We start from the raw sequence: 16,475 nt of genomic DNA, 5'->3' as shown, positions 1-16,475 counted from the left end.
CGGGCTTTGTGCGGTCGTGGTGATTCCGAGCGCTTCCCCGGATCGCGGACGGAGGGGCGGTCAGCCGCTCGTGACGGTGTCTTCCGGTTCAGGGGTGCCGTGTTCGCCGAGCCAGCGGGCGAGCTTGCCGCGCCGGCCGATGGCCCGCAGCCGGCGTTCGGCGTCCTCGCGGGTCTCCGGGGTGGCGATGAGCAAAAGTTCGTCGCCGGCGCGCAGCACGGTGTCGCGGTCGGGCACCAGCGTCGTGCCCTCCCGGACGATCAGGGTGACGACGGTCGGGTGCGGCAGCCGCAGCTCGAAGACGGCGACCCCGTGCAGCTGGGAGCCCTCCGGGATGGACACGGTGAGCAGGTCGGCGTCCAGGACGTCGAGGGGCGCGGCCTCCACCTGGATCTCGCGCAGCGCGTCCGGGCGCACCAGGCCGAGGCGGCGGGCGACGGCGGGCAGGGTGGGGCCCTGGAGCAGGGTGAACAGGGCCACCAGCACGAACACGATGTTGAGGATCTCGCGGGCGTGCGGCACGTCCTCCACCACCGGGAAGGTGGTGAGCACGATGGGGACCGCGCCGCGCAGGCCCGCCCAGGAGATGAACGCCTGCTGCCGCAGCGGGATGCGGAACGGCAGCAGGCACAGCAGCACCGAGACGGGGCGGGCGACGAGCAGCAGCACCAGGCCGACGACGAGGGCGGGCAGGATCGCCTCGGACAGCTCGCTCGGGTCGACGAGCAGGCCGAGCATCACGAACAGGCCGATCTGGGCCAGCCAGCCGGCGCCCTCGGCGAAGGACCGGGTCGCGGCGCGGTGCGGCAGCTGGGAGTTGCCGAGGACCAGCCCCGACAGATAGGCGGCGATGATGCCGCTCGCGCCGACCGCGCCGGCGGCGGCGAAGGCGGTGATGCCGAAGCCGACCGTGGCCAGCGGGTAGAGGCCCGTGGCGGGCAGCGCGATGTGGCGCAGGGCGACGGCGCCCAGGAGTCCGATGAGCACGCCGAGCGTGCCGCCGGCCGCCAGCTGGAACAGCAGGTTGCCGAAGAGGGGGCCGATCGACGGGATGTCGGAGGTGGTGGTGGAGAAGACCAGGACGAGGATGATGGTGGGCGCGTCGTTGAAACCGGACTCCGCCTCCACGAGTCCGGTCAGCTTCCGGGGCAGGGGCAGCGCGCGCAGCACGGAGAAGACGGCGGCCGAGTCCGTCGAGGAGACGATCGCGCCGAGCAGCAGCGCCACGCTCCAGTCCAGACCCAGCAGGAAGTGGGCGCCCGAGGCGGTGACCAGCACGGACAGGAACACGCCCACGGTGGCCAGCACGCCCGCGGGCGCCACCAGTCTGCGGACGTCGCTCCACTGGGTGGTCAGACCACCTTCCACGAGGATCACGGCCAGGGCCGCGGTGCCGAGCGCCTGCGCGAGCTGTACGTCGTCGAAGGCCAGGCCGAGCCCGTCCTCGCCGGCCACGATCCCGACCGCGAGGAAGAGCAGCAGACTGGGCAGACCCACCCGGTGCGCGGTGCGGGCGGCGGCGATGCTGGCCAGCAGCACCGTGCCCGCGATGAGCAGCGTCACGTACAGCTCGGGCAGGGTCATCAATCAGTTCCTCGTACCGTCCTCGGCCGTCCGTCGGTCGCCGGCATCCCGGTCCCACTCACGACGCTGTGCATCACGATCACACCGGGCAGGGCGAGACAGGCGCACATACACGCCCGGCGGGCACCGGCGTCGAAGGGATCAAGGGGGCCGTTCGAACCCTCACCCGAGAGGGTGGGTCCGCGCCATAAGGGTCATCACCCAATTGGAGGCGTGCCGGACATGTACGGCGGGAATGCTCGGTGCACGGACCTCGGCACCCGGGCCGCGACTGGGTAAAGTGGTGGCAAAGGTGCCGGTCCCCCTCGCGTGCCGGCCGGCGCCGGCCGAAGCCCTCCACCCCGGGTGAGAAGAGGCGCGACATGGACCCCTGGCTGATCTGGCTGATCGTCGCGGCCGTCCTGGCCGTGGCGGAGATCTTCACCCTCACCGCCGCCCTGGGCATGCTGAGCGCGGCCGCGCTGGTCACGGCGGTCGTCGCGGGGGTGGGCCTGCCGCTGTGGGTCCAGCTGGTCGCGTACGCCGCCCTCGCCGCCGTCACGCTGCTGTTCGTCCGGCCGCTCGCGCTGGCTCACCTGCGGCGCCCGCAGCGTACGCGCTTCGGTGTGGACGCGCTCGTGGGCAAGCCCGCGCAGGTGCTGACGGCCGTGTCGGGCACCGACGGCAGGGTCCGCATCGACGGCGAGGAGTGGACGGCCCGCAGCTACGACGAAACGCTGGTGATCTCGCCCGGCACGACCGTCGACGTCATCGAGATCAGTGGCGCCACCGCGATCGTCTACCCACGGGACTGAAGCCATGGACATCTCCGCCCCCCTCGTCGCCGGGCTGCTGGTGGCGCTGCTCGCGATCTTCACGGTGATCCGGGCGGTGCGCATCGTGCCCCAGGCGCGCGCCCGCAACGTGGAGCGGCTGGGCCGCTACCACAAGACCCTGACGCCCGGCCTCAACCTCGTCATCCCGTACATCGACCGGGTGCACCCGCAGATCGACCTGCGCGAACAGGTCGTGTCCTTCAAGCCGCAGCCGGTCATCACCGAGGACAACCTGGTCGTCGAGATCGACACCGTCCTGTACTTCCAGGTCACCGACCCGCGCGCGGCCTTCTACGAGATCGCCAGCTTCCTCCAGGCGGTGGAGCAGCTCACCGTCACCACGCTGCGCAACGTGGTCGGTTCCATGGACCTGGAGAAGACGCTCACCTCCCGGGACACCATCAACAGCCAGCTGCGCGGGGTGCTCGACGAGGCGACCGGCAAGTGGGGGCTGCGGGTCAACCGCGTGGAGATCAAGGCCATCGACCCGCCGCAGTCCATCAAGGAGGCCATGCAGAAGCAGATGCGGGCCGAGCGGGACAAGCGGGCGGCGATCCTGGGCGCCGAGGGGCAGCGTCAGTCGCAGATCCTCACGGCGGAGGGCGACAAGCAGGCGGCCGTGCTGCGCGCGGAGGGCAACCGGACCGCCGCGATCCTGGAGGCCGAGGGCCAGTCGCGCGCCATCGACGAGGTGTTCCAGGCGATCCACCGCAACGACCCGGACCCGAAGCTGCTCGCCTACCAGTACCTCCAGGCGCTCCCCCAGCTCGCGCAGGGACAGGGCAACAACTTCTGGGTGATCCCGAGCGAGATCACGACGGCGCTGCAGGGCGTGTCGAAGGCGTTCAGCGAGTCGCTGCCGCCGTCCCCGGCGACCCGGGCGAAGCCCGCCGCGGACGACGAGGCCGCGGCCAAGGCCGCCGACGACACGGCGGAGGCGGCACAGGCCGCCGCCGAGGCGGTGGCGGACGCGGCGGAGGCGGACAGGCGCCCGCGGGGGGCATGACCCACGTGGCCGGGGCCACGGGAGTGCTGGCCCGCCTGGCCGGGGGCCACGGGAAGGCTGACCCGCCTGGCCCGGAGCCGCGGGGGGGGCTGGCCCGCCTGGCCGGGGGCCACGGGAGGGCTGGCCCGCCCGGCCGGGGGCCACGGGAAGGCTGACCCACGTGGCCGGGAGCCGCGGGAAGGCCGACCCGCCCGGCCGGGAGCCGCGCGGACCCGTGTCAGCGCGGCTCCCGGCGACGGCGGAGGCGATCGCCGACGCGGCGGAGGCCAGCAGGCGCCCGCTGCGGGCCTGACCCACGTGGCCGGGCGCCGTGGGAGGGCTGACCCGCCGGCCAGGGGCCACGGGAAGGCTGACCCGCCCGGCCGGTGGGCCGCTCAGACCCGTGTCAGCCGGTCTCCGTCGAGAACGCCGTGTACGCCCGTTCGTCGAAGAGGACGAAGGTGATCTCCTCGACCGACGTGTCCGTGGTGCGGACGGTCTCCACGGCGATGCGGGCCGCGTCGTCGAGCGGCCAGCGGTAGACGCCCGTAGAGATCGCGGGGAAGGCGACCGTGCGGGCGCCCAGTTCGTCGGCGACGCGCAGGGACTCGCGGTAGCAGGAGGCGAGGAGCCCGGAGCGGTCCTCGGACGCGCTGTACACCGGGCCGACCGTGTGGATCACCCAGCGCGCGTCCAGCCGGCCCGCGGTGGTGGCGACCGCCTGCCCCGGGGGCAGCCCCCTGCCGTAGTGGGAGGCGCGCAGGGCGCGGCACTCGGCGAGGATCTCCGGGCCGCCCCGCCGGTGGATCGCGCCGTCGACGCCGCCCCCGCCGAGCAGGGACGAGTTGGCGGCGTTGACGATCGCGTCGGCGCTCTGCCGGGTGATGTCACCCTGGACGAGGGCGATCCTGGGGGTCGTCATGTCTGGCGGAGCCTCCTCCATACCGCCTTGGCGGCGTTGTGCCCGGGCATGCCGTGCACGCCGGGGCCGGGCGGGGTGGCCTGCGAGCAGATGAACACGGCGGGGTGCGGTGTGCTGTACGGGAACAGCGACAGCTTGGGGCGCAGCAGCGTCTGGAGTCCGGAGACGGCGCCGGTGGCGATGTCGCCGCCGACGTAGTTGGCGTTGCGCGCGGCCAGTTCCGGCGGGCCGGCGGTGGCGCGGGCCAGGACCCGGTCGCGGAAGCCGGGCGCGAACCGCTCCAGCTGGCGTTCGATCGCGTCGGTGAGGTCGCCGGTCCAGCCGTGCGGGACGTGACCGTAGGCCCAGAAGACGTGCTTGCCGTCGGGGGCGCGGGTGGGGTCGACGACGGAGGGCTGCACGGTGATGAGGAACGGCGCGTCGGGGGCCTGCTTCTCCCGGGAGGCGGCGCGCAGGGCGGCGCCGATCTCCGCGCTGTCCGCGCCGATCTGCACGGTCCCGGCCCTGCGCGCCTCGGGGGCGGTCCAGGGGACGGGCCCGTCCAGCGCGTAGTCGATCTTGAAGACGCCGGGGCCGTAGCGGTAGCGGGCGTAGTGGTCGCCGAAGCCGGCGATACGGGCCAGCGCGGTGGGCGAGGTGTCGAAGACGTACGCCCGTGCCGGGGGCAGGTCGTCGAGCCGCTTGACCTCGTAGTCGGTGTGCACGGCGCCGCCGAGCTCCCGCAGGTACCCGGCGAGGGCGTCGGAGATGGCCTGGGAGCCACCACGGGCGACGGGCCAGCCGCGGGTGTGGGCGGCGAGGGCGAAGACCAGGCCTATCGCCGAGGTGGCGAAGCCGCTGAGCGGGGCCATCACATGGGCGACCAGACCGGCGAAGAGCGTGCGGGCGCGCTCGTCGCGGAAGCGGCGGGCCAGCCAGGTCGACGGGGGCAGGCCGACGAGGCCGAACCGGGCGAGGGTGACCGGGTCGCGGGGCAGCGCGGTCAGCGGCAGCGACATGAAGTCGCGGACCAGGGTGTCCCAGCGGTGCAGGAAGGGCGTGACGAGCCGCCGGTACGCTCCGGCGTCGCGCGGCCCGAAGGAGGCGGCCGTCTCCCCGACCGAGCGGGCCAGCACGGCCGCCGTGCCGTCGGGGAAGGGGTGGGCCATGGGCAGCTCGGGGTGCAGCCACTCCAGGCCGTACCGCTCCAGGGGCAGACCGCGGAAGGCGGGCGAGCTGACGGCGAGGGGGTGCGCCGCGGAGCAGGGGTCGTGCCGGAAGCCGGGGAGGGTCAGCTCCTCGGTGCGGGCGCCGCCGCCGACGGTCCCCTTGGCCTCGAAGAGGGCCACCGAGAAGCCACGCCTGGCCAGTTCCACCGCGGCGGTCAGCCCGTTCGGCCCCGCCCCCACCACGACCGCATCGAGCATCGACGGCACCTTCGGACTCCTTCGTCAGCCGACGGCCACAGAGGATCAGGATATGCCGGGCCGCGCGCGGGACCGGACGGCGTCCTGTCACCCGCACCGCACCGTCCGGCCTCCCGCGCGGTCAGACGGCCGCGGACAGCAGCTCCACCACCCGGCGCGCGGTGGCCTCGTCCCGCGCCGCGGTGAACGGCAGCGTGTTGCCGCCGCGGATGTCGAAGGGGCTGCCCGCGCGGGTGAGGTGGGCGCCGCCCGCCTCCTCCACCAGCAGCAGACCGGCCGCGTGGTCCCAGGCCAGCTCCCAGCTGAACGCGGTGGCGTCCAGCTCGCCCCGGGCCACCGCCAGGTACTCGAGCCCGGCCGAGCCGCAGGGGCGCGGGGCCACACCGCCGGTGCGCAGGCCGAGGAGGGCGCGCTTCTGCTCGTCGGTGGTGAAGTCCGGGTGTGAGGTGGCGACGCGAAGGTCCCGGCCGGGCTGCGGGGCGCCGGAGCGCAGCGGCTCCCCGTCGAGGCGGGCGCCCTGTCCGCGCACGGCGGTGGCCAGCAGGCCGAGGGCGGGGGCGTACGTCCAGGAGGCCTGCACCACGCCGTGCAGGGCGAGGGCGACCAGCGTGCAGTAGCCGGTCTCGCCGCGCACGAACTGGCGGGTGCCGTCGACGGGGTCGACGATCCACACCGGCGCGTCACCGCGTATCGCCTCGTACGACGACGGGTCGGCGTGCACGCCCTCCTCGCCGACCACCGCGGAGCCGGGCAGCAGGCGGGGCAGCTCCGCCGTGAGGTACCGCTCGGCCTCGCGGTCGGCGTCGGTCACCACGTCGTGCGGTCCGCTCTTGCGGTCCACCTCGTGGGCGGCGAGACGGCGCCAGCGCGGCACGATCTCCCGCGCGGCGGCCTCCCGGACCGCGGCCTCCACGTCGTGGGCGTGCCGGGTGAGGAACTGGTCGATGGTCGCGTGGGTCTCGATCACCCGTCCATGAGAGCACGCCGCACCGACAGCCCCGCCCCGCCCGGTGACGATCTCGGGTGCGGGCGGCGCGGAAATGGGCTGCCCGCACCGGCGGGGATGGGCTCGGCGGCCCACCGCGCACCCGGCGGACGGCCCGCCCGCATTTGACCGACGGGCCGCAGCGCATCCGGTCCGCGGGGGCTGCCCCGCCCGCCGTCAGGTCGGCAGGCCACCGCGCACCCGGCCGACGAGCCCGCCCCCGGCCTGCCGCCCGCCCTCCCGTGGCAGCCCCGCGCATCTCGGCACAGCGGCCCACCGCGTGTCCGGTCGGCGGACCCGCCCGCACCCGGCCGACGGCCGGCTCGCGCACCGCCGTGTGCGGCCCGCCGCGTGGCGGCTCAGCGGCCCACGGCGTAGCCCTGCTGGCCGCGCGGGTTGGCGGCCGCGGAGAGGACGCCGGTGTCCGGGTCGCGGGCGACCGCGCAGAGCCGGCCCTCGGACCAGGCGTCGCCGACGGTGACGTCGTGGCCGCGGCGGCGCAGCTCCTCGACGACCTCCGGGTCGGTGCGGGACTCGACCGTGACGCTGCCGGGCCGCATGCCGCGCGGGTAGAACGAGCCGGGGAAGCTGTCGTTGTGCCAGTTCGGGGCGTCGATGGCGCCTTGGAGGTCGAGTCCGCCGCGCACCTTCGCGCGCAGGGCGACGGCGAGGAAGAAGTGCAGCTGCCACTGGTCCTGCTGGTCGCCACCGGGCGTGCCGAACGCCATGACCGGCACGCCGTCGCGCAGGGCGAGGGACGGGGTGAGCGTGGTGCGGGGGCGGCGGCCCGGGGTGAGGCTGTTGGGCAGGCCCTCCTCCAGCCAGGTCATCTGGAGCCGGGTTCCGAGCGGGAAGCCCAGCTCGGGCACGACGGGGTTGGACTGGAGCCAGCCGCCGCTGGGCGTGGCGGAGATCATGTTGCCCCAGCGGTCGACGATGTCGAGGTGGCAGGTGTCGCCGCGGACGGCGCCGTCGGCGAGGACCTCCGGTTCGCCGGGCACGGGTGAGGTGGGGCTCTTGGCGACGGTCGGCTCGCCGACGCCCATGGGCACGGGGCCGGGGTCGTCGGTGGCGACGACGCGCGCGTGGGCGGCGAGCCGGGGGGTGCGTCCGCCGGGGCTGCCGGGGCGCAGCTCGTGGGAGGCGCGCGGGCCGACCAGGGTGCGCCGCTCGGCGTTGTACGCGGCGGACAGCAGGTCGTCGAGCGGCACGTCGGCGGCGTCGCCGTACCAGGCCTCGCGGTCGGCCATGGCGAGCTTGCAGTTCTCGATCAGGAGGTGCATGTACGCGGCGGAGCCGTAAGGCGGCAACTCGTCGGGCAGCAAAGCGAGTTGCTGGAGGAGGGCCGGACCCTGACTCCAGGGGCCGGCCTTGCACACGGTCCAGCCGTCGACGTCGTACGTGACCGGGTCCTCGTAGCCGGCGGACCAGGCGGCGAGGTCGTCGGCGGTGAGGGTGCCGGTGTGGTGCTCGCCGCTGGTGTCGAGGGTGGAGCGGGCGGCCTGCCGGACCAGGGCCTCGGCGACGAAGCCGGTGCGCCACACGTCGCGGGCGGCCTCGATCTGCGCCTCCCGGTCGCCGGCTCCCGCGACCTCGGCGAGGAGCCGCTTCCAGGTGGCGGCGAGGGCGGGGTTGCGGAACAGCTCACCGGGGCGCGGAGGGCGACCGCCGGGCAGGTAGACCTCGGCGGAGGTGGTCCACTCCGTCTCGAACAGCTCGCGCACGGTCTCCACGGTCTCGCCGACCCGCTCCACGGGCGGGTGGCCGTCCTCGGCGTAGCCGACGGCGTACTTGAGGACGTCGGCGAGGGACTTGGTGCCGTGGTCGCGCAGCAGGAGCATCCAGGCGTCGAAGGCGCCGGGCACGGCGGCGGCGAGCGGTCCGGTGCCGGGGACGAGGTCGAGGCCGAGCCCCTTGTAGTGGGCGACGGTCGCGCCGGCCGGGGCGACGCCCTGCCCGCACAGCACCCGTACGTCCCCGCCGGCCGGGGCGAGGATCATCGGCACCTCGCCGGCCGGGCCGTTGAGGTGGGGTTCGACGACGTGCAGCACGAACGCCCCGGCGACGGCGGCGTCGTAGGCGTTGCCGCCGTCCTCGAGGACGGCCATGGCGGACTGGGAGGCCAGCCAGTGGGTGGAGGACACCATGCCGAAGGTGCCCTGGAGGGTCGGTCGGGTGGTGAACTGCATCCCCTGCCCCAGGTGTTCGCGTCGTCCGGCCCTGCTCACCCCCCGCTCCGGGCCGGTGGCCTCGGCCGTTGCCGCACGCAGGGTAAGCGCGTGCTGCCGGGGTACGCCACCCCGGCAGCGGCTACGCGCTTCGGGTCGGCAGGCCGGCGTCGATGACCTCGGCGATGAGGGTGGCGCCGCGGCTGTTCTGGTGGATGTGGTCGGTCGTGAGCACGAGACCTCGCCGCCGCGCGATCGTGTCGAGGCTGCGGCGCAGCACCGTGTGCTGGAGGAGGACGCCGACGGTCGCTGCGGGTGTCGCCTCCCTGTAGGGAATCGGCGGCGGGTTCTCTCGGCGCAGTTCCTCGCTCTGGCGCTCGTGGAGCGGCAGGAGCGGCAGCCCGTTGGCGGCCGCGACCTCGGCGATCATCGCGCTGTACGCCTGCGATGCCTGTGCCGCCGCTCCGTCGAGTTGTTGGCCGAGCACCGGCAGCGACAGCAGACCGATGGTCGCGTCGGTTTCCGCTCTCAGCCGTGCGACAACGGCTCCCAGGCACTGTTGGAACCAGCCTGCCGACGGGCGGACCGGGAGCTGCTTGCGCTTCATGGCCTGCTCGACGGGGTAGCCGGCAAGGCTCGCCCGGGCGTCGTTGGTACCGATGAGCACGGTGATCACATCGGGTGGGTCGGTGACGACGGCGTCGAGGCGCTGGAGGAGGTTGTGGGCGAAGTCGCCGTTGACGCCGTAACGGTCGAGCCGCACGTCGCCGGGGGGACGGCGGCGCCGGAGAAGGTCCAGGTAGTCGACACTGAACTGGGCGCGGGTGAGACTGTCGCCGAGGCAGGCGACCCGGATCGTCACGACGTCTCCTGCGGGCCGGGCGTGGCGACGTGTGGGGTCGGACGGGTGTCGGTCCGAGGACGGTGTTCCGTGCCGAGGGTCGCGGTGACGGCCAAGATGGACGTCGGCCCCTCCATGTCGACCACGTGCCACACCCCGGCCGGGTTGACGGTGGCCTCGCCCGGCCCGAGGGAAACGCGGTCTAGGTACCCGTCCACGTCACGGGTGACCGTCACGGACCCGCTGAGGCAGACGACCAGTTCGTCGCCTGCGGTGTGGCTCTCCCAGTGGTCGCCGGGCCCGTCGCCGTCGAAGATCATCACCATCCGGCCCTCGGCGCCGTCCGCCGCGACCGCGGCGCTGTAGGCCTGGAGTGCCTCCGGGTCCCAGGTGAAGCCCTCCACGGCTTTCGCTGTCGATCCCAGCCCGAGGTGCACGGCCGTCGTCCGCAGGTCCATGGCGTTGCGTTCGTGGTTGACGAGTTCCATGCCGTCGATCGTCCACGCCGGAGACCGGGCCGTCTTGAAGAAAAGGGAGGGGAAGCCGACGCGACGGGCAGCCGGCAGGCGTCTACCCGGCTTCGAGCAGGACTTCGCCGCGCCGCCAGGCCGTGGGCGACCGGCCCGTGAACTCGCGCCACTCCCTGACGAGATGAGCCTGGTCGGCGTAGCCGGACACGGTGGCCACATCGACCCACGGCAGCGGGTCCCGCGCCGACGCCAGTTCGTGCGCGTGCTCGAAGCGCAGCACTCGGGCGTAGGCCTTCGGCGACAGTCCCACCTCGGTGCGGAACCGCTCGGTGAGGTACCGACGGCTCCAGCCGAGGTCCGCGGCGACCGCGCCGACCTGGACGCGACCCCGCGCGGCGACGAGGCGGCGCAATGCCTCGGCCACCTCGGGGCGCACCCCGCTCACGTGGTCGCCGCAGGCGTCACGGCCGACAATCCGCAGGAGCACTTCGTCCAGCGTGGTGAACCGCGCCGCCCATGTCGTCGCCGACCGCAGCCGGTCGACCAGTTCGACGGCGAGCGCTCCGAGAAGCTCGTCGAGGGGGACCAGTCGCTGGGCGAGTTCGGCGGCGGGCATGCCGTAGAGGGCGCGGGCCCCGAGCGGTGTCAGCGCCACCTGAACGCCTCGCTGGCGTCCGTCGTGGTGGATCGCGACGGACCGGCGCATAAGACCGCCCGCCACACTGACGAATCGGGTCACCGGTGACCCGTCGTCAACTCCCGCCGCCACCTCCAGGGGCTCTTCCAGGCTGATCACCGCGGTGAGCGCGCGGCTCGGCGGGCCGCGGTGCACCCCCGTCGGAAACCCGCGGAGGTCGAAGCCGACGTACGAGTCGACGTACTTCCGCAGGACGGGCGCCGGACGTGCACTGATCCCGGTGGCCGTGTGGTCCTCCATCTTCGTCAGTGTACGAGCGGGCCGGGCGTGTACGGGACGCCCGGCTCCTGACCGGGTGAGCGTGGCTGCCGCCCCGGGGCGGCAGCCACGGTCCTAGCCGTCGAGGCCCTTCACGAACGACGCCGTCAGGGCGGTCGGCGCGGTGATGGCGGTGCCGACGACGACGCTGTGCGCGCCCGCCGCCAGGGCCGCGGCGGCCTGGGCCGGTGTCGCGATGCGGCCCTCGGCGATCACCGGGACGGTCAGCGCGGCGGCCAGGTCCGCGACGAGGGCGAGGTCCGGCGCGGTCTGGACGGGTGAGCCGGGCACGTAGCCGGAGAGGGTGGTGCCCACGAAGTCGGCGCCCTGCTCGGCCGCTTCCCGGCCCTCTTCGAAGGTGGACACGTCGGCCATGACCAGGGCGCCCGCCTCGTGGACGGCCTCCACGAGGTCGGCGAACGTGCTGCCGTCGGGGCGGGGCCGGGCGGTGGCGTCGGCGGCGACGACGGCGGCCCCGGCGTCCACCAGCGCGAGCGCGTGCCGCACGGTCGGGGTGATGAAGACGCCGCTGTCGCCGTCCTTCCACAGCCCGATCACCGGCAGGTCCACGGCCGCGACGGCGGCGGCGACGACCTCCGGGTCGTTGACGCGTACGGCCGCCGCGCCGCCGGCCCGGGCGGCGAGCGTCATCCGGACCAGGGTGTCCGTGTGACGCATGGGGTCGCCGGGCGGGGCCTGGCAGGAGACGATCAGGCGGCCCTTCAGGGCGTCGGCGAGGGGCAGGGTCATCGGCGTGCTCCGGTGGTGCGGTCGGGGTGGTGCAGGGGCAGGGTCGAGGTGAGCGCGGCCGCGCCGAGGACCGCGGTGTCGGGTCCGCCGTGCGGCGGTACGGGACGCAAGGACCGCAGGGGCGGCATGAGTTCGGCGGCGAAGGCCGCGTGCAGGGCGTCCAGGTACAGGGCGCCGATGCGGGGTACGCCGCCGGCGAGGACCACCCGGTCGGCGCCGAGCGCGTTGGCGAGGCCGCCCAGGGCCCGTCCGGCGGCGCGGGCGCCGAGGACGACGGCGGCGGTGGCGTGCGGCTCGCCCCGGGCGGCGCGGGCGGCGACGGTCTCCAGGCGGTCGGCCGGCACTCCGCTCATCCGCGTGTAGTGGGCGGTGATGCCGGGGCCCGCGGCGATCGCCTCGAGGTGGCCGGTGGCGCCGCAGGTGCACGGCAGTCCCTCGGCCTCGGGGCTCGGCAGGTGTCCGAGGTGCCCGGCGATCCCGGCCGCCCCGTGCAGCACGCGCCCGTCCACGGCGACGGCGCCGCCCACGCCGGTGCCGACGGCGGCGTAGAGCAGCACGGACGCCTCGGACACGGCGGGCCCGGCCAGTTCCGTCACCGCCGCCGCGCGGACGTCGTTGTCGCAGGCGACCGGGAGGCCGGTGCGGGCGGCCAGTCCGGCGGCCAGGGCGGTTCCGGCCCAGCCGCGGAGGGTGTCGGTGGCGCTGGTGACGGTCCCGGTGACCGGGTCGATGACCCCGGCGGCGGCGACCCCGATCGCGGTGGCCGCGGGGGTGCGGACCGCGCGGGCGGTGTCGGCGAGCGCGTCGAGCACCGCCTCCGCGCCCTCGGTCGCCGGGGTGGGCCTGGAGTGCCGGGCCAGGACGGTGCCGTCGGGGGCGACCAGGGCGGCGGCGATCTTCGTGCCGCCCAGGTCGAGGCCGATCACCGGGGCGTCGTCCGGCCGCGGTCCCCGTATGCGTCCCCTCATCGGACCGGCGGCAGGCCGGCGCCGCGCAGCCGCTCCTCGACCAGGGCGACGGACGCCTCGCCGAGCTGGATCTGCGGGGCGGCGGTGGTGCCCTCGGCGAACACCCCGAGCAGGCGCAGCGCGTGCTTGAAGGCGCCGATCGCCGAGGAGTTGCGGCCCATCTCGGACTCAGGTCCCGCGTCGACCATGCCGAACAGCTCGACGAGCCGCTCCTGTTCCTTCACGGCGCGGTCGAGGTCCCCGGCGCGCACCGCGTCGTAGAGGCGTACGTAACCGGCGGGGTCCACGTTGCCGAGGCCCGGGACGACGCCGTCGGCGCCGGCCAGCAGGGCGGCGTCCACGGTGAGTTCGGACCCGGTGAGGACGCTGAAGCCGGGGGCGGGGCCGTCGGCGCGGCCGTGGCGTCCGCCGAGCTCGACGAGGAGCCGGCGCAGGCCGCCCTCGTCGCCGCTGCTGTCCTTGAGGCCGGCGAGGGTGCCGTCCTCGGCGAGTTCGCGGACCAGGGCGACGGAGAGCTTGCTGTGCACGGAGACCGGGAGGTCGTAGGCGTACAGCGGCAGGTCGACGCGGGCGCGCAGGGTGCGGAAGTGGCGCGCGATCTCGACGGGGTGGGTGCGGGCGTAGAAGGGCGCGGTGGCGACCAGGGCGTCGGCGCCGGCCTCGCGGGCGGCCTCCGCGTGGACGAGGACGCGGGGGGTGGTCATGTCGATGACGCCGGCGAGCACGGGGACGCGTCCGGCGACGGTCTCGACGACCGTACGCAGGACCGTGTCCCGCTGCCGGTCGGTGAGGAAGGCGACCTCGCTGCTGGAGCCCAGGGCGAACAGCCCGTGCACTCCCCCGCTCACGAGGTGCTCCACGTGCCGGGTGAGGGAGGCGGTGTCGATCTCGCCCGACGCATCCAGGGGGGTGCAGACGGGCGGGACGACGCCGCGGAGGGGCTGGGACGAGGACATGGGTGTCTCCTGGGCTGTGCGGATGGTGGTACGGGTGCCCCCGGCCCGCCCGCACGCCAGGCGGCGGGCGGGCCGGGGGCACCGGGGTCAGAACGTGGTCACGGTGAGGGTGCCGTCACCGTAGGACCGCTGGGTGCCGCGGACGAGGTAGGTGGCGGTCACCGGCGCGCCGCCCGAGGCGCCGGCCGGGACGGTGACGGGGACGCGCATGTTCGCGCCCTGGCCGGGCTTGAGCGCCGGCACGGTGACCGAGGGCGCGCTCCAGCCGGACGGCAGGGTCAGCGCGACCGAGCCGGAGGGCAGGTCCTTGTCGTTCTGGCTGACGACGCGGACGGTGACCTCGGTGGTCCTCCCGGCGGGCAGGGACGCGGGCGGGGTGACGGTGACGGGCGCGCAGACGCCGCCGAGCCATTGCACGTCGAAGGAGGAGTAGGTGATGTGCTGGTAGTTGCCGCGCTCCCAGAGCAGGCCCACCCGGTCGTTGCCCGCGGTGCCGGTGCCGAGCGGGGTGAGGGTGGAGTAGGCGGCGGCGCCGGACTCCACCGTCTTGCGCACCGGCCAGTTCTGCCCGTTGTCGCAGGAGAGGCGGACGGTGAGGTTGCTGCGGCTGTTGGTGGTCGCCGTGTTGCTGAACATCAGCCACTGGGCCCGGGGGTGAGAGGCGGGCACGTCGGGTGCGAAGCGGGCGACGGACCCGTTGTTGGCGGGGTCGGGCAGCTCCTTGTCCTGCTGGAACGGCGTGTAGGTGACGCCGCCGTCGGAGGAGTAGGCGACCGTGCGGTAGGGGGCGGAGCGGTTGTTGAGCATGATGCGGCCGTCGGACAGTTCGACGGTCTTGTTCTCGTCGCCGCCGGGACCGACGGGCGTACCCATCTTCCAGGTGGCGCCGTGGTCGTCGCTGTAGGCGCTGACCGCGTAGTTGGCGCCGTTGTTGCGGATGGCGTACTGCTGGATCAGGCGGCCCTTGTAGGTGCCGTTGCGCACCTGGATGCCCTCGCCGGAGGCGGCGAACATGCCCGCCCAGGCCGGGTTCTTGATCTCGGCGGTGATCCGCTCGTGCTTCCAGGTCAGGCCGTCGTCGTCGGAGTAGCTGTAGTCGGCCTGGAGGACGTTCGGGTCGCTCTCGTCGTTGCCGGTGGCCGAGCCGAAGAAGCCCTGGTTGACGGAGGCCGCGTAGAAGACGAAGACGCGGCCGGTCTCCCGGTCGACGAGGAGGCTGGGGTCGCCGAATCCCTTGGGCGCGGCCTCCTTGCGGATCACCTGCTGGGCCTGCCAGGTGGTGCCGCCGTCGGTGCTGCGGCGCAGTACCACGCCGAGGTTGCCGGGCAGGTCGCCGAGGGTGGGGCGGGCGTCGTAGGCGGCGAGCAGGGTGCCCTTCGTGGTGCGGGTCAGGGCGGGGATGCGGTAGTACGGCGAACCGGTGCCGGCGGTGGCGATGTCCTGCGAGACGAGCGTGCCCGGGGCGGGGGCGGCCTGCGCGGCGGGCGTGGCCGGGTGGGCGGCGGGGGTGCCGGCGACCAGGAGGGCCAGGGCGGCGCCCGCGGTGGTGGCGGCCAGGGTGGCTCTGCGCTGCATGAACGTGCCTCTTCTCGGTGAGGGGGTCAGGCGAGCTGGGGATCGTGCAGGGTGGAGACGCCCGGGTCGGCGGGCCGGGGGGTGGAGAACCGCTCCCGCACCCAGGCGAGTTGTGCGCGCCGGTGGTGTCCGGCGCCGCCCTCGTGGCCGTTGAACTCGTAGACCTTGAGGTCCTTGGCGCCGCCGTAGAGGTGGTAGGCGGCGAAGCAGGTGGAGGGCGGGCAGACGGCGTCCATCATGGCGATGGAGAACAGGGACGGGGCGGTGGCGCGGGCGGCCAGCAGGGCCGCGTCGACGTAGGACAGGGTGCGGAAGACGCGCTCCACGCGGTCGCGGTGCAGGCTGAGGTACTCGGCGATCTCGGTGTAGGGCGGTGCGCCGGCGACCTGCGCGCCGCGCCGGATGTCGCACAGGAACGGGGTGTCGGGCATGACGCCCGCGAGGCCGGGGACGAGTCCGGCGACGGCGAGCGCGATGCCGCCGCCCTGGCTGTGCCCGGTGACGACGACGCGGTCGGGGTCGACGGCCGGGTGGGCTCGGGCGGCCTCGGTGAAGCGCACGGCGTCGGTGTAGACGCGCCGGTAGTAGTGGTCGTCGGGGCCGTCGACGCCGCGGGTCAGGAAGCCGGGCACGTCGCCCTGGAGGGAGACCGTGTCGGGGGTGGCGCCGGCCGCGGTGGACCAGCCCTGGCCGCGGGTGTCCATGATGAAGTGGGCGTATCCGGCGGTGGCCCAGAGCACCTGCTCGTGCGGCAGTCCGCGCCCGCGCCCGTAGCCGAGGAACTCCACGACGCAGCCGAGTGGCCCCTCCGCGCCGGCGGGCAGGTGCAGCCAGCCCCGGACGGGTTCGCCCGCGAAGCCGGGCACGGTCACGTCGTAGGTCGTCACCTGGGTGAGGCCCGTGTCCTCGGGGACGTACTGCGCGGGCGCCCCGACCGCGCGAGCCGTATGCAGGGTGCGGGCCCAGAACGCGTCGAGGTCGGCGGGTTCGTCGAGGTCGGGGCGGAGTGCGAGGCACTCGGCGAGGGTGAGGTCCGTGAGCGGCATGGAGGGGCCCCGGTGGGTGAGGCGTGCGCGCGGCGCAGCGCGGTGACAG

16 protein-coding genes are annotated in these 16,475 nt (G+C 74.5%); 3 read left to right on the top strand and 13 right to left on the bottom strand.

Translation table 11 applies throughout. The annotated features are described in order from the left end of the window. Positions 1–60 precede the first annotated feature (60 nt). Complete coding sequence (locus ACQZOG_RS25440; RefSeq protein WP_037642542.1) at positions 61–1,584, bottom strand: potassium/proton antiporter; 1,524 nt, start codon at positions 1,582–1,584, stop codon at positions 61–63. Between the two features lie 362 nt (positions 1,585–1,946). Here ACQZOG_RS25440 and ACQZOG_RS25435 point away from each other — a divergent pair, with 362 nt between their 5' ends. The 3 genes from ACQZOG_RS25435 to ACQZOG_RS25425 all read left to right on the top strand — a co-directional run bounded on the left by ACQZOG_RS25435 (position 1,947) and on the right by ACQZOG_RS25425 (position 3,697). Further along, complete coding sequence (locus tag ACQZOG_RS25435; RefSeq protein ID WP_033273782.1) at positions 1,947–2,378, top strand: NfeD family protein; 432 nt, start codon at positions 1,947–1,949, stop codon at positions 2,376–2,378. Between the two features lie 4 nt (positions 2,379–2,382). Continuing rightward, positions 2,383–3,405 carry an SPFH domain-containing protein gene (locus ACQZOG_RS25430; RefSeq protein ID WP_037642540.1) on the top strand — a complete coding sequence of 341 codons (1,023 nt, stop codon included), beginning with the start codon at positions 2,383–2,385 and terminating at the stop codon, positions 3,403–3,405. A gap of 160 nt (positions 3,406–3,565) precedes the next feature. Then, the gene (locus ACQZOG_RS25425) at positions 3,566–3,697 is read left to right on the top strand and encodes a hypothetical protein (RefSeq protein ID WP_430741840.1); all 132 of its coding nucleotides are present in this window, start codon (positions 3,566–3,568) and stop codon (positions 3,695–3,697) included. Between the two features lie 93 nt (positions 3,698–3,790). On the opposite strand, the gene ACQZOG_RS25420 is transcribed toward ACQZOG_RS25425, so the two are convergent. The 12 genes from ACQZOG_RS25420 to ACQZOG_RS25365 all read right to left on the bottom strand — a co-directional run bounded on the left by ACQZOG_RS25420 (position 3,791) and on the right by ACQZOG_RS25365 (position 16,426). Beyond that, positions 3,791–4,306: an O-acetyl-ADP-ribose deacetylase gene (locus ACQZOG_RS25420; protein ID WP_430741839.1), complete on the bottom strand. Its 516-nt coding sequence runs from the start codon at positions 4,304–4,306 to the stop codon at positions 3,791–3,793. After that, complete coding sequence (locus tag ACQZOG_RS25415) at positions 4,303–5,712, bottom strand: phytoene desaturase family protein (protein WP_033274136.1); 1,410 nt, start codon at positions 5,710–5,712, stop codon at positions 4,303–4,305. Before ACQZOG_RS25415 ends, ACQZOG_RS25420 begins: the two co-directional genes overlap by 4 nt. Before the next feature lie 121 nt (positions 5,713–5,833). Further along, a complete protein-coding gene (locus tag ACQZOG_RS25410) occupies positions 5,834–6,679 on the bottom strand; it encodes an inositol monophosphatase family protein (protein WP_058917293.1) in 846 nt (281 codons plus the stop codon). Between the two features lie 377 nt (positions 6,680–7,056). Next, the gene (locus tag ACQZOG_RS25405) at positions 7,057–8,886 is read right to left on the bottom strand and encodes a gamma-glutamyltransferase family protein (RefSeq protein WP_359518171.1); all 1,830 of its coding nucleotides are present in this window, start codon (positions 8,884–8,886) and stop codon (positions 7,057–7,059) included. Positions 8,887–9,007: 121 nt separating this feature from the next. Further along, positions 9,008–9,727 carry an SGNH/GDSL hydrolase family protein gene (locus ACQZOG_RS25400; protein ID WP_359568447.1) on the bottom strand — a complete coding sequence of 240 codons (720 nt, stop codon included), beginning with the start codon at positions 9,725–9,727 and terminating at the stop codon, positions 9,008–9,010. Continuing rightward, complete coding sequence (locus tag ACQZOG_RS25395; RefSeq protein WP_430741838.1) at positions 9,724–10,194, bottom strand: cupin domain-containing protein; 471 nt, start codon at positions 10,192–10,194, stop codon at positions 9,724–9,726. Before ACQZOG_RS25395 ends, ACQZOG_RS25400 begins: the two co-directional genes overlap by 4 nt. 82 nt (positions 10,195–10,276) lie before the next feature. After that, a complete protein-coding gene (locus ACQZOG_RS25390) occupies positions 10,277–11,113 on the bottom strand; it encodes a helix-turn-helix domain-containing protein (protein WP_193455742.1) in 837 nt (278 codons plus the stop codon). Between the two features lie 93 nt (positions 11,114–11,206). Further along, positions 11,207–11,881, bottom strand: coding sequence for an N-acetylmannosamine-6-phosphate 2-epimerase (locus tag ACQZOG_RS25385; protein WP_193455741.1), 675 nt, complete (start codon positions 11,879–11,881; stop codon positions 11,207–11,209). Continuing rightward, positions 11,878–12,849, bottom strand: coding sequence for an ROK family protein (locus ACQZOG_RS25380; protein ID WP_430741837.1), 972 nt, complete (start codon positions 12,847–12,849; stop codon positions 11,878–11,880). Before ACQZOG_RS25380 ends, ACQZOG_RS25385 begins: the two co-directional genes overlap by 4 nt. Further along, positions 12,846–13,805 (bottom strand): dihydrodipicolinate synthase family protein, encoded by a 960-nt coding sequence (locus tag ACQZOG_RS25375; protein ID WP_033273791.1) that lies wholly within the window; start codon positions 13,803–13,805, stop codon positions 12,846–12,848. Before ACQZOG_RS25375 ends, ACQZOG_RS25380 begins: the two co-directional genes overlap by 4 nt. Before the next feature lie 87 nt (positions 13,806–13,892). Beyond that, positions 13,893–15,380: an exo-alpha-sialidase gene (locus ACQZOG_RS25370; RefSeq protein ID WP_203549812.1), complete on the bottom strand. Its 1,488-nt coding sequence runs from the start codon at positions 15,378–15,380 to the stop codon at positions 13,893–13,895. 26 nt (positions 15,381–15,406) lie between these two features. Beyond that, positions 15,407–16,426 carry an acetylxylan esterase gene (locus ACQZOG_RS25365; protein ID WP_430741836.1) on the bottom strand — a complete coding sequence of 340 codons (1,020 nt, stop codon included), beginning with the start codon at positions 16,424–16,426 and terminating at the stop codon, positions 15,407–15,409. Between the last annotated feature and the right edge of the window lie 49 nt (positions 16,427–16,475).

This window comes from Streptomyces sp. P13-3-3 (genome assembly GCF_050571355.1).
GTDB lineage: Bacteria > Actinomycetota > Actinomycetes > Streptomycetales > Streptomycetaceae > Streptomyces > Streptomyces althioticus.
This window is presented reverse-complemented; position numbering and strand designations above follow the sequence as displayed.